Consider the following 17,324-nt stretch of genomic DNA (forward strand, 5'->3'; position numbering starts at 1 on the left):
CGCCGACCGAGACACTGGTAATCGGCGCGTGCCCGGCCTGCTGCGGACGGTCTGCCGCGAAGCGGGACGGCTTGTTGGCGACTCGTCACATTCGTTGGCCAGGCGCACGGCCGTTCTCAGACGGTATTGTGCTTATTGCGCGCGGGCCGCCGGCCGGCGTACACCATCAACCTGTGAGGAGACCTCTACGTGCAGAGCATTCGGCTCGGAGACCGCGGCCCGGCCGTGATCGACGTACGCGTGGCTCTACAGGCACTAGCACTCATACCCTCCGGTGAAGCCGCGCTCCATCTCAACGATCCACACGCGCAGATCTTCGATGGCGCGTGCGCACTGGCTGTGCGGCAGTTCCAGCAGTCTCGCGGATTGCCCGCGACCGGCGAGGTCGACGAAGACACCTACCGCCAGCTCAACGAAGCCCGATACAAACTCGGTGACCGGCTGCTTCTCTACACACCTGGACACATGCTGCGCGGCGACGACGTGGTTTCCCTGCAGCAGCGCCTACTCGAACTCGGCTTCGACGCAGGCAATGCCGATGGCATCTTCGGAGCAAACACCGCAGCCGGCTTGGCCGCGTTCCAGAACGACTGTGGCCTGACGCCCGATGCCACCTGCGGGCCACAGACCTTCAGAGCGCTTGAGCGGCTCGGACCCAAGGTGGTTGGCGGGTCCGCCATCCGGCTGCGCTCACAAGTCCACCGGATGGCCTCGGGGCCCGCCCTGGTGGGTAAGCGAATCGTCCTGGACGCTCCCAGCGTGAGCGAGGGGCACGCTGAGGCGATAGACGGCCTGACCGAGGCACACATCGCTTGGGATCTCGCGGCCCGTATCGAAGGCCGACTGTCGGTCATGGGTGCGAATGCCATCTTGACCCATGCGCCACACGAGTCACGTACGCCGGCGCAACGCGCCGAGATCGCCAACGACGTCCAGGCGGATCTATTTATAAGCCTGCATATAAATAGGGATCGAAATCCGCAGGCCCGCGGACTCGCGACATTCTTCTACGGCACGTCGAACGGCACGTCGCACGTCGGGGAAGAGTTCGCCGCGCTCCTTCATCGTGAACTGTGCGCGCGCGTCGACGTGGTCGACCTCGCGACACATCCGCAAAGCTCGGAGTTGTTGCGGTTGACCGCCATGCCGGCCGTACGGGTCGAGCTCGGTTACCTAACCAACGCCGCGGACCGCGCGCTACTCTCGGACCCCGACGGCCGGGACACGCTCGCCGAAGGCGCCCTGGCTGCTATTCAGCGCTTTTACCTCATCGCTGACAACGATGTACCGACCGGCACGTGGCACTTTCCGCCCGAGCTCTATAACTCGTTGCCCTCGTAATCCAGCCCGGCTTCACTCAGCGGTGTCGGTATCCGCCGCGGCGTTTTCACGTGGTGTCGCCAGCTTCGGTGCCATGAGCGCGACGATCCGCTCAAGATCATCGATCGAGCCGAATTCGACGACGATCTTGCCTTTGCTGCGGCCAAGCTGCACGATCGCCCGAGTATCGAAGTGGTCCGATAGATTCTCCGCGAGCGTGCGCAGCGCAGGAGCGGTGATTTGCTTGCGTCGAGTGGCGCGCTTTTTCGGTTGATCCTCCGATGCCAGCGATACTGCCTCTTCGGTGGCACGAACCGACATACCTTCGGCGACTACTCGCGTTGCGAGCGCCTCCTGCTTATCAGGATCCTCGAGACCGAGGATCGCGCGCGCGTGCCCGTACGACAACACCCCTGCGGCGACTCGCTGTTGTACCCGCGGAGGTAGCTTCATCAATCGGAGCATGTTGCTGATCTGCGACCGACTTCGCTTGATCCGGTGCGCGAGTTCGTCGTGCGTGACGTCGAACTCCTCGATCAACTGCTGGTAGGCCGCAGCCTCCTCCAAGGGGTTGAGCTGGACGCGATGGATGTTCTCCAGCAGGGCATCACGCAGCATCGCGTCATCTTCGGTCTGCCGAACGATCGCAGGAATGGTTTCCACGCCGGCGAGCTTTGCCGCCCGCAGACGACGTTCTCCCATAATGAGTTCATAGGTTCCATCGTCTGGCCCCCGACGTACGACGATCGGCTGCAGTAGGCCGAAGTCTTTGATCGATGCAGAAAGCTCCGAGAGGTTTTCCTCGTCAAAGACCGTCCGCGGGTTCTTCGGGTTCGGGAGCACCACTGCAGGGTCGAGCTCAAGGAGTACCGCGACACCCTCGAAGGCGTTGGCACCCTCGGGAGCATTGACGCCCTCGACGTTGTCGGGCGGCTCAATCAGTTCGCCGTCGGCCACGCTTTCGGTCCCGGTGGAATCGACCTCAGTCGCGACGGAGTCTCCGGAGGACTCGTCAGTTTCACGTGAAACATCGTTATCCACAGCCCGTTCGCCGTTGTGGACAACTTCATTATCGCGATCGTGACCTGCAGGTTCCGCGGAAACGTTATCAACAGGCGCGTTGTCGTCGCCCTCGGTATCCGCGCCAGACGCCTTCTCAGGAGTAGTCACGGGCTTCGTCAGAGCGGGGATCGCGGTGGACTTCACCAGCTCCGTATCACCCGGCTCGCCCTTCGGCGGATTGTCCAGTGCGCTCCAGAAATGTCCGCGTCCGGCCGAGTTTCCGAGCGGATTGGACGGGATGAGCGCGCCCAGCCCGCGTCCTAGTCCGCCTTTGCGAGCGGTCGATGGTGACGGTTGGGGGGACTTCTCATCGCTCATGCGCGGACCTCAGATCAAAATGTTTGTCGATGATGACTACCCGAACCGCCTCACGCACTCGGGCTTACGGAACGCTACTCGGTATTGGGCTTGGGATCGCGCGACGCGAGCTCGCGCGCAGCATCCAAGTAGCTCAGTGCTCCACGTGAAGAAGGATCGTACGTCATAACTGACTGGCGATAACTCGGCGCCTCGGAGACCTTGACGCTGCGCGGAATAATCGTGGCCATCACGGTATCGCCGAAATGCTCGCGTACCTCTTGTGCCACCTGACCAGCAAGTTTCGTGCGTGCGTCGTACATCGTCAGCAACATTGTGGAAACCACGATGGCCGGGTTCACGTAGCCTCGGATAAGCTCGATTGTCTCCAATAGCTGACCGAGACCCTCCAGCGCGTAGTACTCGCACTGTATCGGGATGAGCACCTCGCCGGCTGCCGCCAGTGCGTTGACGGTCAGTAGTCCCAGGGACGGCGGGCAGTCGATAAACACGTAGTCGACGCGGTCCTCACCCTCGCGCGACTGGACGTACGCATCTATTGCCTTACGCAACCGAAACTCGCGACCTACAACGACGCCCGCGAGTTCGACCTCGGCGCCAGCAAGATCACTCGTAGCGGGAACACAGAGCAGCTGGCCCGCAGGCACACCAGGGATCTCAACGTTCGCCCCCACCACAGCAAGCTCGGCATTGTCGACGATGACGTCGTAGGTCGAAGGAGTGCCGTTGGGATGGTCAATCCCGAGGCCGGTACTCGCGTTTCCCTGCGGGTCGAGGTCAATAACCAGGACGCGCGCTCCCCGCATCGCTAGCGCGACGGCCATATTCACCGTAGTGGTGGTTTTTCCGACTCCGCCCTTTTGGTTCGAAACAGTCATAATCCGCGTCTTAGCCGGACGGGCCAACGCCTCTAACGCCGGTGCAGATGACGCGGCTGGTAGCGACGTTTCACGTGAAACAGGTGACGGCGCCGCGATCTCAGGCGTCGGAGGATGTACGTCATCGGACGCGTCGCCTGGCGCATCGACCGATGAGCGGTCGGCGCCCGAAGTGTGCGTCGCGCCGCCCAGTGCCGCCGCGGCAGCCACGGTCGGCGACTCTTGAATCGCGGAATGCTCTTCGCTGGTATCAACAACCGGATCAGATCGACGTGGACTTTGGGCGACGGCCCCATCGTCGCGCGCGGGTGCATTCTCGTCGCCGACTCTGTCGGTGACTGCGCGCGGTGCCACGGCCGGATCATCGGACCGGTTCGGTCCGATGCCTCGTGGCGTTTCACGTGAAACATCCTCGACGCGGTTCGTTGTCGCGTGCTCCACGTCGGAGTCAGCTATCGCACCAATTTCACGTGAAACACCGCTGTCCGAGTCGGCGGATACACCGGCGCCCGGCTGGTCGCCGGGCACGTACGAATTCCCGTTACGTGACATGTCGCCATCTAAGCCGGTCGACAGGTCGGCGCGCGGCGTACTGGACGGCGGGCGGGGTCCTGCTCCACCTGGGCCGGCCCCATCGGCAGACGTAGCAGTGCGCTCGTGGGCGCCAGAGGTGAGTGCCGCTGTTTCACGTGAAACAAGCGGAGCGCCACTCGAGGGCGAACCGACAGACTGCATAGTCCCGTCATGAGCCTTCGCGGAGCCGGCTACATCGGCCGTCGAGTTGGTGTGGGCAGCGTCGGCGGCCTGAACGTCAGGCGCGTTGGTCGACTCCTCGGGTGCCCGTCCGCCCGTTCCGTGCCGCTCAGCGGACTCATTCCGTCCGGCTATGCGTGTCGCACCGATGTTGTTCCCGGCGGACCCCGGCCGATCCGCGTCGGACGAGTCGATGTCGGCGGGTGCGCCCGCAAGAGCCACGCCTGTCGCCGCTTCACCTCGCGGAGCGTCATCCACCAGAGGCGTTTCACGTGAAACATCACTGGTCGCAGGCGGCGCCTCGGCCGGCGGCGACTCCGACGTCACGCCAACAAGACCGGCGACGGGTTGGCCGGCGTCGGGCACTTCTGGCGAAGTGGTGTCCACTCCTGCCGTTGAATCGCCGTCCCAGCGTTCCAGAAGCGGAGCCGTTGGGCGCGCCGAACTCATCGGAGTTGACGCTGCGTCGTCAGACCTTGGTGAGTCGACGTTCGCGACCGCGGAAACGTCGTCCGAGCCGCCGGGTGAGGGCGTGGCGTTCTCCCCGTGGACGACGTCACGCGAAATGTGCTCCTGAGAGCCGCATTGCGGGACCCCGACATCTATGTCTGGGCTTGTTTCACGTGAAACGTCGGTCGCAACATCCCAAGCGGCCCGTGCATCTTGACCCCAGCCTAGCGGCGCAGATGGTTGGGAAGGACGATTCTGATCGCGGAGGGCAGGCCAGCCGAGGCCGGTTTCCGGTGCGCTCACGTTCGAATCACCTTCACCATCTGTCACATTGCTATCAACACTCATCTGCTGCGCCGTTTCCCTTGGATCCCTCGCGGCGAGTCGTGGACCACCGCGCGAGCCACAACTACTGTAGCGACATCGACGTCGCCCGGGCCAACCGTCGTCAAGACCTCAAGATCACGAACTCTCTTGCGTACGGCGGGCGCAAGCTCGTCGATCTCTTGGTTCGCGCGCTTACCTTTAAGCGCCGCAAACCAGCCGTCCGTGTCAATCAGCGGCAGGCACATCGACAACAGTCGCTCTAGCGGCGCCACCGCACGAGAGGTAACCATGGCGAATTCGCCCGCCGTCGCATCACGGCCTGGATCCGCGCGACCACGCAGGACACGCACATTCGTCAATTCGAGCTCGGCTACTATCTCGCGCAAATAATTAGTACGCCGCTCGAGCGGGTCAAGCAAGGTTATCTGGAGGTCCGGACGCGCGATCGCGAGTGGGATCCCAGGCAGCCCCGCGCCGCTCCCCACGTCACAGACCGTCGCGCCCTCAGGCAGTACGCGCGACGGAAGATACCCGACTAACGCGGAGTTGATGATGTGCCGACTCCATAGGACCGGAATCTCGCGAGGACCATTCAACCCACGAATCGGCCCAGCGGTGACTAAGGAGTCATGGTAAGCGACCGCCAGTTCCAAGCGAGAACCGAAAATAGCACTGGCATTCGGCGGCGCGGGCTGCGGGCCCGTCTTAGTGGATTCAGTCGGGCGTAGTGGGGAAGAGTGATCAGACAACGAGCGTGATGACGCGGTTACGCCGGGCTGATAACGACGCGGCGTGATGGCTCTTCGCCGTCGGATTCGCTGCTGACGCCCTCGATTTTCGCGACCGCGTCATGCACGACCTTGCGTTCGAACGGGTTCATCGGTGCGAGACGCTTCGAGTCACCGGACTCAATCACCTCGCGCGACGTGCGCTCGGCGAGCTCGGTGAGCGAAGTGCGTCGCCCCGCGCGGTAGCCGTCGATATCGAGCATAAGCCGGCTGCGATTGCCGGTGCGAGCGGCGACCGCCAGGCGTGTGAGCTCCTGCAATGCGTCAAGTGTCTGCCCCTTGGCGCCCACGAGGTGCGCGAGATCGCCGCCTTCCACGGCCACGACAGCGCGCGACCCTTCGACGTCTAGATCGATGTCGCCGTCGACGTCGAGGATGTCTAGCAGGCGCTCCAGGTAGTCGCCGGCGATATCGCCTTCCTCGACTAACGGATCGACGTCGTCATCGTCATTATCAGCGTCGCCGCTATCGTCATCGGAGTCACTGGAGTCGTCGGAGTCGCTCGAATTACCGACGTGAGTCGAATCAGCCGCCCCGTCGGAGTCGATGTCCGCACCGATTTCGGCCTGCCGAGCGGTCGGCTCGGCTACCTCGGCCTGGTCGCCCTGATTGGTCGTTTCCTGCTGGTCAACGTCCGATGACATGTACTACTCCTCTATAAAAGACTACCGCTGCGTCAGCGGGTTGTTGAAAACTAAATAAGTGGTTCAGCGCTTCTTGCGTCGCTGTTGCGGCCGGTTACCGGGTTTTGGTTTCGCGCCTGCCTTGGGCGCCGAGTTGGTCGCGCCCGATGCCGGTTTCGGCGATCCGTTCTTAGGTGCCGCACTCTTGGCACCATCGGCGGCCTTGCGCTTCGCACTCGGTACCCCATTAGTTGCCGGCGTGCCATTTTTGCCCTTCGCAGGCTTAGTCGGCGTCCCGGGCGTCGCATCAACTGCCTTCGTCGGGTTTTCGACGACGGTCGACTCGCCATCAATGACGGCCGCACTTGCCGGCCGACGAACGGGCTTGGCGCCAGGCTTCGGCACAAGCTTGGTCGGATCGACGTTAGCGGACTTATCGGCCGCTCCGGGCGTCGTATTCGGTGGCGGCATCTTCTTCAGTACCCAGAACTGCTGGCCGATAGTCCACGAGTTGTTGGTGAACCAGTAGACGAGTACACCCAGCGGGAAGAAGGTACCGGAAACAAGCAGACCGATCGGTGCGCCGTACAGCATGAGTTTTTGGACCATCTGCATCTGGCCGGCCGCAGTTGGGCCGGACCGCTTCATGATCTGCTTGGTCGAGATGAACTGCGTCGTGCACATGACGACGATGAGGATGCCGGTGACGATCTTGATGTTGTGTGACGTCGTGCCGGTCACGTCGATCATCTGCTGCAGTTTCGGGCCCTTCATCAGGAAGTTTGATGAAATGGGGGCGCCGAATACCTGCGCGACCGAGGCCTGGTGGGTCAGCTCGTTGCTCCACGAATACAGGCCGGTGGCTCCCGGGCCCAGTCGGCGCAAGACATGCAGCAGCGCGATGAACACCGGCGCCTGGAGCAGCATCGGCAGGCAGCCCGCGACCGGGTTGACCTTGCGTTCCTTCTGGAGCTTCATCATCGCTTCGGACAGGCCCTGCCGGTCCTTGCCGTATTCGGCCTTGAGCTTGGCGATCTCCGGTTGTAGCTCCTGCATCGCACGCTGCGACTTGATCATCTTCACGAACAGCGGGAACAAGATGATACGCACCGTGAACACGAGGAACATGATGCTGAGCACCCACGCCAGACCGCTGGCCGGATCGATGAACGTCGAAAACAACGCGTGCCACATCTTCATTACCCAGGCGATGGGGTAATACAAAAAGTCAAGCATGTGTCTCCGTCAGCTGTGATGTTGTGTGCTCGTATCGTGCACGCCGGCGCGGCGGCACATGGTCCACCCCGCCAGGGTGCCACGGACCGCACTTGAGCAGTCGGATCACGGCGTAGCCGAGGCCCTTGATCACTCCGTGCTCGCGTAGTGCACGTACGGCGTACTCGCTGCAAGTGGGGTAGAAGCGGCAGCTCGCGGGGAGTGCCGGCGAGATCCACCGTTGGTAAAATTCTATCGGCGCAAGAACGACGCGGATCGCCACCGAAGCGCTCGGGTCAGTTTCCACGAGGCCTCCCGTTGCGAAACTTTTCAAGTATAGATTCAAAGTTTGCCGATAATTGTGAGAACGAGTGCGTAGCTGCGCTTGGCAGCGCTCGCACTACGACGATACTGCCGGGGGCAAACGAGGCGTAGTGGTCGTGGCACAGATGGCGCAACTGGCGGGTAACTCGATGTCGTACGACGGAGCCGCCGACGGATTTAGATACGACAAAACCGCACCGGGTCGGCTCAGACCGACCGATGCGTTCTTGTACGTGCATCACGAGCCCGCCGCGCGAGACGCGACGACCACGGCGAATAGCAGCCCCGAAGTCGGCGCTGCGATGTATCCGCTGCCCGTGGTCGAGCATCGCGCCGTGAGACCGCTCGGCGCGCTATGCCGAGATGCCGCTGCGACCCTTGCGACGCCGCGAGGAAAGAATCGCGCGACCGGCGCGGGTGCGCATGCGAAGACGGAAACCGTGCGTCTTAGCGCGACGACGGTTATTGGGCTGGAACGTCCGCTTGCTCACTGGCGGGCTCTCCTCGAACTACGTGCATACCTCACGGCATGCCAGTCGCCCTCTGTAGCGGGCGACCAAATGGTCAATGACAAATCTCAGATCGTCGGCACGAGAGCCGACAGTGCCCAGGAACGCCGATCCGCACCCCTCGTCGTACGACGAGCCCACGATGCATGGACAGATCGCGCGTGATGGGGAAGATCAGTGCGCCGGGTGCCGCTAGATGCGACCTTTCTACGGTACGGATCGGACCAAGGAAGGTCAAACGCACCTCCACAAGTGTAGTCAGAGACACTCGTGCGCGCCGCGGACGCATGAAGCTGCTGGCTGGGGCTGCATTGTCACTCCACCCCGCGAATTAACACTCGCGACGCGCCGAGAATCGATAAATATCGCCCCTGATTAACTTGTGGGGCGCGGTCGATCGGTTGTAACGTTGTCGATCTCCGACATCGACGACACGCGCTCCCCCCGAATCCGCGACCGTCCGATGCCGCTCTACCGGGACGTCTGTCTTTGCACACCCTGTGGACAATTATGTGAATAACCCCGCGCCATCTTGTCCTGTCTTGATGTAATACACAGGCTTATCCACAGATATGGTGGATAACCCCGACGTCCGGGGTGGCAACCGCAGTGGAAGGACTTCCGAGTGACCGAGGTTCCGCATGAACTCGAAGTGGTGTGGAACGACGCACTCGGAAATATCGACGACTCCGAGCTGACCGGGCAGAATCGGGCGATTCTCGGAGTCACCCGGCCGTTGGGCCTAATGGGCAGCACGGCCCTCTTGGCCGCGCCCAACACGTACACCCAGAACATGCTGGAGACACGGCTACGACCGATTCTCACCCAGGCATTGTCGAAGACTCTCGGACGCGACATCCAAGTCGCGGTGACCGTGGATAACTCCGCGCCGGTCGAACCGGCCCCCGCGGCCGAGCCCGAGCAGCCCCTCAACCACGACATAGCAGCCCACGACGTACCAACCCACGAAGCGCCAACCCACGATGAGCAGGCCACGAGTCGACCTACGCGGCCCGAGCAGCAGCCGCAGGACTCGGACTGGAGCGGGCGGAGCCGAAGCGCCGATCAATCGCCGTACGACCGAGGTCCGGGTGACGGTGCACCGTTCAGCTCGCCGGTCCCGGTACCACAGCACAACGGGTCCGACTTCAGCGACGAACCGCGCAACGGTACGCCGGACCGCCCGCATGTCGGCGGCCATTCGGTCACCAAGGCAGGCATCACGCCAGGACGGCTCAACCCGCGCTACACGTTCGAGAACTTCGTGCGTGGACCGTCCAACAGACTGGCCTACGCCGCGGCGAATGCGGTCGCAGAGACCCCGGCGAAGGCCTACAACCCGCTGTTCATCTACGGCGACTCGGGCCTGGGTAAGACCCACCTGCTGCACGCGATCGGCAACTACGCCTACATGATGGACCCCAACATCAATGTGCTTTACGTGAGCTCCGAAGAGTTCACCAACGACTTCATCAACACGATCGCCGGGGTCGGCAAGGGCGGCGGCGATCAGCGCGAGCAGTTCCGGCGCCGCTACCGCGAGGTCGACATCCTGATGATCGACGACATCCAGTTCCTCGAACGCGCGGAGCAGACCCAGGAAGAGTTCTTCCACACCTTCAACACGCTGCACAACGCCAACAAGCAGATCGTGATTACGTCCGACCGCACGCCCAACGAGCTCACGACTCTCGAGGACCGGTTGCGCAGTCGGTTCGCCGGCGGGCTGACTCCGGACATTCAGCGACCCGATCTCGAGACCCGCATCGCGATCCTCCGGCGTAAGGCCGCGCAAGAGGGCCTCAACATCGCGCCGGAGGTCCTGGAGCTGATCGCTAACCGGATCCAGAGCAACATCCGCGAGCTCGAAGGCGCGTTGATCCGGGTATCGGCATTCGCCAACCTCACCGGCCAGGGCATTGATCTGTCGCTCGCCGAACACGTCATCAAGGATCTCGTTCCCAACGACGAAAGCTCCTTGATCAGCGCGCAGACGATCATGCACGTGGTCTCGACGTACTTCGACGTCACGATCGACGACCTGTGCGGACGCAACCGCAGCAAGATCCTCGTGATGCCCCGCCAGATCGCCATGTACCTCTGCCGCGAGCTGACCGACCTCTCGCTGCCTCGGATCGGTCAAGAGTTCGGCGGCAAGGACCACACGACCGTCATGCACGCGGTCAAGAAGGTCACCAAGGAACTCGTCGAGAAGCGGCACATCTATAACCAAGTCAGCGAGCTGACCACCCTCATCAAGTCCGAAGGACGTCGATGAGCGCCGCCGCACATCGACACGCCCATGGTTCAGTGAATTCTTGGGATTCTATGGAATTACCGGTTGTGGATAACTGTGTGCAAAGACGTGTACAGCCTGTTGAGCCCGATGTGCAGGAGCACCGCGCCAGTCGTGTCATCCACACACGGCCACCGTTATCAACCGTGTCGAACACAGTCCATCACCAGCCTGCCAAACCGGGTGACCTCGACAAACGACGGTTATCCACAGAATTCACAGGCCCTACTACGACTACGAAGAGTGTTAGATATAAGAATCCGTTTCGAGTTAGGGTGCCCGCTGTGTGTGGATACCGGTCGATCTGGGACAGTGTTGGTCCGCTGCGCATCAGGGCGCAGATCCCCGTGGAGGTTCGATGAAATTTCAGGTCGAGCGCGCGTCACTGGCCGACGCCGTGGCGTGGGTTGCGCGTAGCTTGCCGCAACGCCCGCCCATGCCGGTGCTGTCCGGCATCCTGCTCGAGGTCGACGCAGACCACCTGACCGTCTCCAGTTACGATTACGAAGTTTCGACTCAGATGCGCATCGACGCCGCGACCGAGACCTCCGGCAAGTCGCTGGTCAGCGGCCGGTTGTTGGCCGATATCACGAAAGCCCTGCCCAACAAACCGGTCGAGTTCGCGGTCGATGGAGCGCGGCTCACCATCAAGTGCGGCTCCTCGAAATTCACCTTGCCGACCATGCCCGTGGAGGACTATCCAGCGCTGCCGTCGATGCCAGCGGTCAGCGGCACGGTCGATGCCGATGAGTTCGCGCAGGTCGTCGCGACGGTCGCCGTCGCCGCCGGCCGCGATGAGACGCTGCCGATGCTGACCGGTGTCCGGATCGAGATCGAGGGCGACACCTTGACGTTCGCCGCCACCGATCGTTATCGACTCGCGGTCCGCGAGATGTCCTGGAAGCCAGAGGAGTCCACGTCGACCGCCGTACTCGTTCCGGCGAAAATGCTCAGCGACACGGCCAAGACTCTTGCCGGCGCCGGAAAGATCTCGATCGGCCTGGCTAACGCAGCCGATGGGATCATTGGCTTCTCCGGCGGCGACCGGCACACCACGACTCGGCTGCTCGACCCGGACTTCCCTCCGTTTCGCAAGTTGCTTCCATCTGAGACCCTTGCCCAGGCCGACGTCGAGGTGGCGCCACTGGTCGAGGCCGTACGCCGCGTCGCGTTGGTCGCCGATCGCGGCACGCCGGTACAGCTCGGGTTCGAAAACGGCACCGTCACGTTGACCGTCGCGGGTGAGGACGAGGGTTCGGCCGAGGAGTCGCTGGCCAGCGGGTTCGATGGCGACCCGATCCGGATCGGGTTCAACCCGACGTTCTTGCTCGATGGTCTGGGTGCGATTCACGTGCCGTCCGTCCGGCTGAAGTTCGTCACGTCCACTAAGCCGGCGGTCCTCAGCCCGACCCCGTCAGAATCCGAGGCCGCGTCGGAGGAGTCCGATCTGGACTCGTACCGCTACCTGATCATGCCGATGCGGCTGCCCGGCTAGTCCGCTCGGCTAGCGACTGTCGGGCTCGCGGCTGATCGCGCTACCGGCTGTGTCGGGTTCGGGCGCACGCACATTGATGGAGGGTTCGGGACGTGTATATCTCCCGCCTCCACGTGCTCGACTTTCGTAACTACGTCGAGGCGCAGCTGGATTTCGCGCGCGGACCCAACGTGCTGATCGGCGCGAACGGACAGGGCAAGACCAACCTGGTCGAGGCCGTCGGCTACTTGGGCAGTCTCAGCTCGCATCGCGTCGCCAGCGACCTCCCGCTGATCCGCCGCGGCGCCGAGCGCGCAGTCGTCCGCGGAGCAGTGGTCAACGACGACCGTGAACTGCTGATTGAAGTCGAGATCACCGCGGGGAAAGCCAACCGCGCTCGGGTGAACCGCTCGCCGGTCTCGCGGACTCGTGACGTTATCGGGATTTCGCGCAGCGTGCTGTTTGCTCCAGAAGATCTCGAGCTGGTGCGCGGCGACCCCGGTGTACGACGAAAGTTTCTCGATGACCTCCTGACTGTGCGCTACCCGCGTTACGCCAGTGTGCGCTCGGACTACGACAAGGTTTTGCGGCAACGTAACGCGCTGTTGAAGACGGCCGGTATGGCGCGTCGGGCCGGCGGGGCCGGCGACCTGCGGACGATCGATGTCTGGGACGGGCATCTGGTGCGTGCTGCCGCGGCGCTGTTGCACGGCCGGCTGACCCTAGTGCGCGACCTGTCACCGTTCTATGAGGAGGCCTACGCCAACATCTCAGGGGCGGCGGACACCGTCGGCATGACCTATCGAGCCAGCGGCGACGACGGCGCGGACTCGACCGCCACGCCGGCACAGGGCACCGCCGCGGCAGACGGCGCCGTACCGGCCGTCGACCAGATCGCCGCACGGCTAGCCGAACGGCTGGCGGCGGCCCGGCCAAAGGAAGTCGAACGCGGCGTCACTCTTGTCGGCCCGCATCGCGACGAGCTACTGCTCACCCTTGACGACTTCCCGGCTAAGGGCTACGCCAGCCATGGGCAGTCCTGGTCGATCGCACTCGCGATGCGGCTCGCGTCGTACGAGCTGCTGCGAGCCGAGGGCAACGAGCCGATCCTGATCCTGGACGACGTGTTCGCCGAACTGGACACCAGGCGACGCAACCATTTGGCGCGGGTCGCGATCGGCGCCGAACAGACGCTGATCACCGCCGCCGTCGAGAGCGACGTACCGGACGAGCTCGGTGCCCGTAGTTACTACGTCGACGCCGGAACAGTCGTACAGACGACCGCCGACTGAGCCCGACGTCGGCCCGACACGCAGCCGGTCCGCGACCTAGAGTGGAAGCCATGACTGACGAGGACGATGACGACGCGGCAACGCCGCCCGCCGTCGATCCTGCGGCGCGATCCTTCGCGTCGATGCTGCATATCTCCGGCAGCAGCGTCGACGCCGGGAAATACCTGCCACGCGCCCGTCGTACGCCGAGACGCGTCGGCCAGACCGACCAAAGCCCGCGACGACGCCGGTGGTCCGGTGCCGGGCCGTCCGCACGCGACCCGCAGGCGCTCGGTTCGGTGTTTTCACGGGTCGCGCAGGTGCACGGCTGGGGCGAGGACATGCAACGCGGGCGGATCTTCGGCCAGTGGGACCTGATCGTTGGAGAAATGCTCGCCGAGAAGACGACTCCGGTGTCGCTGGAGGCCGGCGTACTGACGATTCGAGCCGTCTCCACGGCCTGGGCCACCCAACTGCGACTCGAGCTACGGCGTCTGCACCTGAAAATAAACGAAAGCGTCGGCCCAGACGTTGTGACCAGTATCAGGGTGCAAGGACCGGTCGCGCCGAGTTGGAAGAAGGGCCGCCGGTCTATGCGCGGACGAGGACCAAGGGACACATATGGCTGAAAATCATGGCTGAGAAACCACGACCCGATGACGGATCCGCGGACGATCCACGGTTCGACGAGCGACCGATCGACGATCCGTTCGTGCGCGGGGGTTCCGGACAGGATCCCCTCGCCTCAGGCACGCCCGACGGTTACGCGCCGTCCAACCAGCCACCGTCCGACTGGCGGCCTGCGACCAGCCACGACGATGCGCGGATCACGCCGGATGACGCCCAACCACGCAAATCGCTGAAAGACCGGCTGCTCTCCAACAAGACCGCTAGGTTCATTGCGTCCGCCGGCGTACCACTGGCCATGGTGCCGGGAGACGAGAAGCTCGGCCGTCTAGTTGAGGCGGTCTCGGAGTTCGGCTGGCAGATCAGCGAATCGGACGACGAGGCAGACGCGATGCTTGGCACGCTGCCGTTGCCGATTCACGGCTACCGGGCCGGCAACGTCGTACGCGGCCGATTCGACCCATTCACCAATCGTGCCGCCGACGGGTTGCCGCCCGGCGAGTGGAATTTCGTGGCGTTCGACGCGGTCGAGGACAGCCGGCTCGGGCGCACCGTACGCCAGTGCGTCACCGCCGTACCGACAATGCTGTCGCTGCCCGATGTGCGCGTCGTTCCGTCGCGTTACCGGATGGGGCCATCGCGCGGGATGGTTGCCTACCCGACAGTTGACCCGATCTTCGACGCCCGATGGAAACTGCTGGCGGCCAACGGCGAGGAAGAGTTGCGCACGCTGTCGACCTTGATCGACGAAGATGTCCGTGACGCGCTCTGTTCCGGGCACGACACCGACGAACTGTGGACACATAGCAACCACATCCTGATCACGACCGAGGGACCGCATGACGAAAATGTGCTGGCGCGGCATCTGTTGATACTGGGCGCGATGCTGCGCGCATTGCGGACCTCGTCGATGAACGACTGACGAGAGGGGCCCACACATGTTCGGTAGTGGTTTCGGTGGTGGATTCGGCGGCGGTTTCGGCGGTGGGTACGGACGCCGCCGCGGGCGCGGCTTCGGACGATCGGGATGGGGCGACACCCCCGAGTTCCGCGGACGCGATGACATCGACCCGAGGTCGATCGCGATCATGGCGCAGAGCAACAACTGGGCCATTTACGATGCGTTGCCGACGATGTCCGACGGTAGCCCGATCGACATCGCCGGCGGTCCGTTTGCTCCAGGCAAGTGGGCGGCGTACCCACCGATCGTCGCAGGGATCGCTGGCAGATGGGGATTCCTGGCGTTCACCGTGTCTGCGCAGACCCGCGGCGGCAACATGCAGGCGTACGCCGTAACGCTGATGACTATGCCCGGACCGTTACCGTACGTCCATATATATCCGGAAACCTGGCGTGCCACGGCGACGTCCGTGATGCACGAGGTAAATCTGGAGTACGGCGAGTTCAATGACCGCTACGCGGTGTTCTCCAAGAATCCAGAGACGGTCTACTCGGTCCTATCGCCGCGCACGATGCAGCAGTTGCTGGAGCTACCACCTCTGGACGAGATCTGGACCGCCGGACCGAACCTCTGCCTCGCGCGGATCGACCAACACAACATCGAAACTCTTGATACGCACTTACGCATTCTCACGCACGCCGCGGGCGATATGCCCAGCAGCGCGTGGGAACCGCGTAACCACTAATTTCTCGGTCGCCGTACACGTCTGAATAATGGCGAATTTCTGTGGCCAGTGCGCGTATTTCCGCTTGCACGCCAACACTCGATTGCCGGGACGTTCGGCGTATCTACAGGTGCAAGGACCGAGTTTTGTGATGCGATTTTTGAAGATGTCATCTGCCTCACTGAATGTGCGAAAACGACCGTGATGCGTGCGATCCGGGGGTAGGTTCTGCGTTACCAAGTCCACCGACCTGGTCAGTTGACCGAGTTGCACGGCTGGATCGGCGAGCTACGGGGGTAGCTAACGCCGGGGATTTCTCGTGGGGGGAAATGTTGTTGAACTGCAGAAGGTCCTATTTTTGGTGCGCCAAAAATGTGCGGACGATTGCTTCTGGCTCTTGGTGGCCCTAGGTAGTGCGGCTCCAGGGCTGGTCCCGCCGGTGAATTTCGTAATCAATATGCGACTTCACGGCGCCTCGCCGCTACTCGACGGCGTCCTCAGTGTTGCCGTCACCAATACGTTCCCGCCACCAGCGGTACCGGTGGCAAATCCCCCTGCCACTGACCCGCACGGTCCGCTGGCCAGTTACGGGAACGAGTAACCAGTGTGGCCGGGATGCCTTAGGTGGCGTCCCGGCCACACTGCCTTCTCCCCCGACCAACCGTGAGGCCGTACTCTTCGGTCCGTGGTTTCGTACCCAGCATCGCGCTCCTTGTCCCGCGTTTCTCTTCCCCGTCCCGCGACATCAGCCGCGACAAAGATGAGACAGCGGTGACATGCGGGTTGTGGGCTAGCTAGCGGTCACTGGTCCGGTGGTGAGCTGGTTCTGCGCCGTAGTACTGCACGCCTGAACGTCCAACGGCAAGAACGCGGAGTGAGTCTCGCCGGGCGTGTAGATGCGCAGGCCGCGCGCTGCGACGGGCTGACAGGACGACGGGTCATAATTCCCAGCCTGCGCAATGCGTACGACGAATTGCGCCTTAGCCCCCGGCGCGAGCGTGACCGCTGTGACGGACTTGGACTTGTCCTTATCCGCGGCGTTGCCCACTTGATGCCCGTCATCGCCGGCGACGAACGAGACGCCGGGGAAGCCGGTGAGCGTGCACGTCGCCGTGCCCTTGTTGGTGAGTACGACGGGTTGATATGTGCTGCCTGCGGCGCCGTCGGGCTGACCCGCCGCGAATGTCAGGTTGACCGCCGCGCAGATCGGGGCGGTGGACCCTGCAGCCTGCGATTGGTCCTGCGACCCGGCCGTTGGCGCTTTACTCGCAGACGTAGACGTGCCGGACGCCCCCGACACGCTCGACTGCGATGCATTTGACTGCCCCGTAGCCTGCGATCCCGAACCGCCCGACGGACTTCCCGCGTGCCCTGAGGAGCCGGCGGTGCTGCAGCCGGCCGCTCCGAGTCCGAGGATGGCAATGGACGCTATTTGTATCGCTCGTGTCGTGCGCATTTTGTTCA

Annotated in this window: 16 protein-coding genes; 7 read left to right on the top strand and 9 right to left on the bottom strand. The window is 63.2% G+C overall.

Annotated elements, in window-relative coordinates:
- The first annotated feature begins 189 nt into the window (after positions 1–189).
- Complete coding sequence (locus CLV47_RS06525) at positions 190–1,341, top strand: N-acetylmuramoyl-L-alanine amidase (protein WP_106348226.1); 1,152 nt, start codon at positions 190–192, stop codon at positions 1,339–1,341.
- A gap of 12 nt (positions 1,342–1,353) precedes the next feature.
- Here the strand turns inward: CLV47_RS06525 and CLV47_RS06530 are convergent, their stop codons facing one another.
- The 8 genes from CLV47_RS06530 to rpmH all read right to left on the bottom strand — a co-directional run bounded on the left by CLV47_RS06530 (position 1,354) and on the right by rpmH (position 8,549).
- A complete protein-coding gene (locus tag CLV47_RS06530) occupies positions 1,354–2,700 on the bottom strand; it encodes a ParB/RepB/Spo0J family partition protein (protein ID WP_106348227.1) in 1,347 nt (448 codons plus the stop codon).
- 74 nt (positions 2,701–2,774) lie between these two features.
- Positions 2,775–3,932 carry a ParA family protein gene (locus CLV47_RS06535; protein ID WP_337589560.1) on the bottom strand — a complete coding sequence of 386 codons (1,158 nt, stop codon included), beginning with the start codon at positions 3,930–3,932 and terminating at the stop codon, positions 2,775–2,777.
- Between the two features lie 1,193 nt (positions 3,933–5,125).
- Positions 5,126–5,857 carry a 16S rRNA (guanine(527)-N(7))-methyltransferase RsmG gene (rsmG, locus tag CLV47_RS06540; RefSeq protein ID WP_106348228.1) on the bottom strand — a complete coding sequence of 244 codons (732 nt, stop codon included), beginning with the start codon at positions 5,855–5,857 and terminating at the stop codon, positions 5,126–5,128.
- 17 nt (positions 5,858–5,874) lie between these two features.
- Positions 5,875–6,540: a Jag family protein gene (locus tag CLV47_RS22845; RefSeq protein ID WP_106348229.1), complete on the bottom strand. Its 666-nt coding sequence runs from the start codon at positions 6,538–6,540 to the stop codon at positions 5,875–5,877.
- A gap of 63 nt (positions 6,541–6,603) precedes the next feature.
- Positions 6,604–7,755 carry a membrane protein insertase YidC gene (gene yidC / locus CLV47_RS06550; protein WP_106348230.1) on the bottom strand — a complete coding sequence of 384 codons (1,152 nt, stop codon included), beginning with the start codon at positions 7,753–7,755 and terminating at the stop codon, positions 6,604–6,606.
- Positions 7,748–8,041 carry a membrane protein insertion efficiency factor YidD gene (yidD, locus tag CLV47_RS06555; protein ID WP_106348231.1) on the bottom strand — a complete coding sequence of 98 codons (294 nt, stop codon included), beginning with the start codon at positions 8,039–8,041 and terminating at the stop codon, positions 7,748–7,750. The genes yidC and yidD overlap by 8 nt, the downstream gene beginning before the upstream one ends.
- Positions 8,031–8,387, bottom strand: coding sequence for a ribonuclease P protein component (rnpA, locus tag CLV47_RS22755; protein ID WP_106348232.1), 357 nt, complete (start codon positions 8,385–8,387; stop codon positions 8,031–8,033). The genes yidD and rnpA overlap by 11 nt, the downstream gene beginning before the upstream one ends.
- 24 nt (positions 8,388–8,411) lie before the next feature.
- Positions 8,412–8,549, bottom strand: a complete 138-nt coding sequence (rpmH, locus tag CLV47_RS06565; RefSeq protein WP_106348233.1) for a 50S ribosomal protein L34 — start codon at positions 8,547–8,549, stop codon at positions 8,412–8,414.
- Between the two features lie 643 nt (positions 8,550–9,192).
- On the opposite strand from rpmH, the gene dnaA reads away from it, so the two are divergent.
- From dnaA to CLV47_RS06595, 6 genes are all read left to right on the top strand, one after another.
- On the top strand, positions 9,193–10,845 hold the full coding sequence (gene dnaA, locus CLV47_RS06570; RefSeq protein WP_170110984.1) for a chromosomal replication initiator protein DnaA: 1,653 nt from the start codon (positions 9,193–9,195) through the stop codon (positions 10,843–10,845).
- Positions 10,846–11,221: 376 nt separating this feature from the next.
- Positions 11,222–12,358, top strand: coding sequence for a DNA polymerase III subunit beta (dnaN, locus tag CLV47_RS06575; protein WP_106348234.1), 1,137 nt, complete (start codon positions 11,222–11,224; stop codon positions 12,356–12,358).
- 92 nt (positions 12,359–12,450) lie between these two features.
- Complete coding sequence (recF, locus tag CLV47_RS06580; protein ID WP_106348235.1) at positions 12,451–13,629, top strand: DNA replication/repair protein RecF; 1,179 nt, start codon at positions 12,451–12,453, stop codon at positions 13,627–13,629.
- A 50-nt stretch (positions 13,630–13,679) separates the two neighbouring features.
- Positions 13,680–14,237 (top strand): DciA family protein, encoded by a 558-nt coding sequence (locus CLV47_RS06585; protein ID WP_106348236.1) that lies wholly within the window; start codon positions 13,680–13,682, stop codon positions 14,235–14,237.
- A 5-nt stretch (positions 14,238–14,242) separates the two neighbouring features.
- Positions 14,243–15,157, top strand: coding sequence for a hypothetical protein (locus tag CLV47_RS06590; RefSeq protein ID WP_106348237.1), 915 nt, complete (start codon positions 14,243–14,245; stop codon positions 15,155–15,157).
- A gap of 16 nt (positions 15,158–15,173) precedes the next feature.
- Positions 15,174–15,881, top strand: a complete 708-nt coding sequence (locus CLV47_RS06595) for a DUF3137 domain-containing protein (protein WP_106348410.1) — start codon at positions 15,174–15,176, stop codon at positions 15,879–15,881.
- Positions 15,882–16,650: 769 nt separating this feature from the next.
- Here the strand turns inward: CLV47_RS06595 and CLV47_RS06600 are convergent.
- The gene (locus CLV47_RS06600) at positions 16,651–17,316 is read right to left on the bottom strand and encodes a DUF4232 domain-containing protein (protein ID WP_170110985.1); all 666 of its coding nucleotides are present in this window, start codon (positions 17,314–17,316) and stop codon (positions 16,651–16,653) included.
- Positions 17,317–17,324 lie beyond the last annotated feature (8 nt).

The sequence above is a fragment of the Antricoccus suffuscus genome (assembly GCF_003003235.1).
GTDB lineage: Bacteria > Actinomycetota > Actinomycetes > Mycobacteriales > Antricoccaceae > Antricoccus > Antricoccus suffuscus.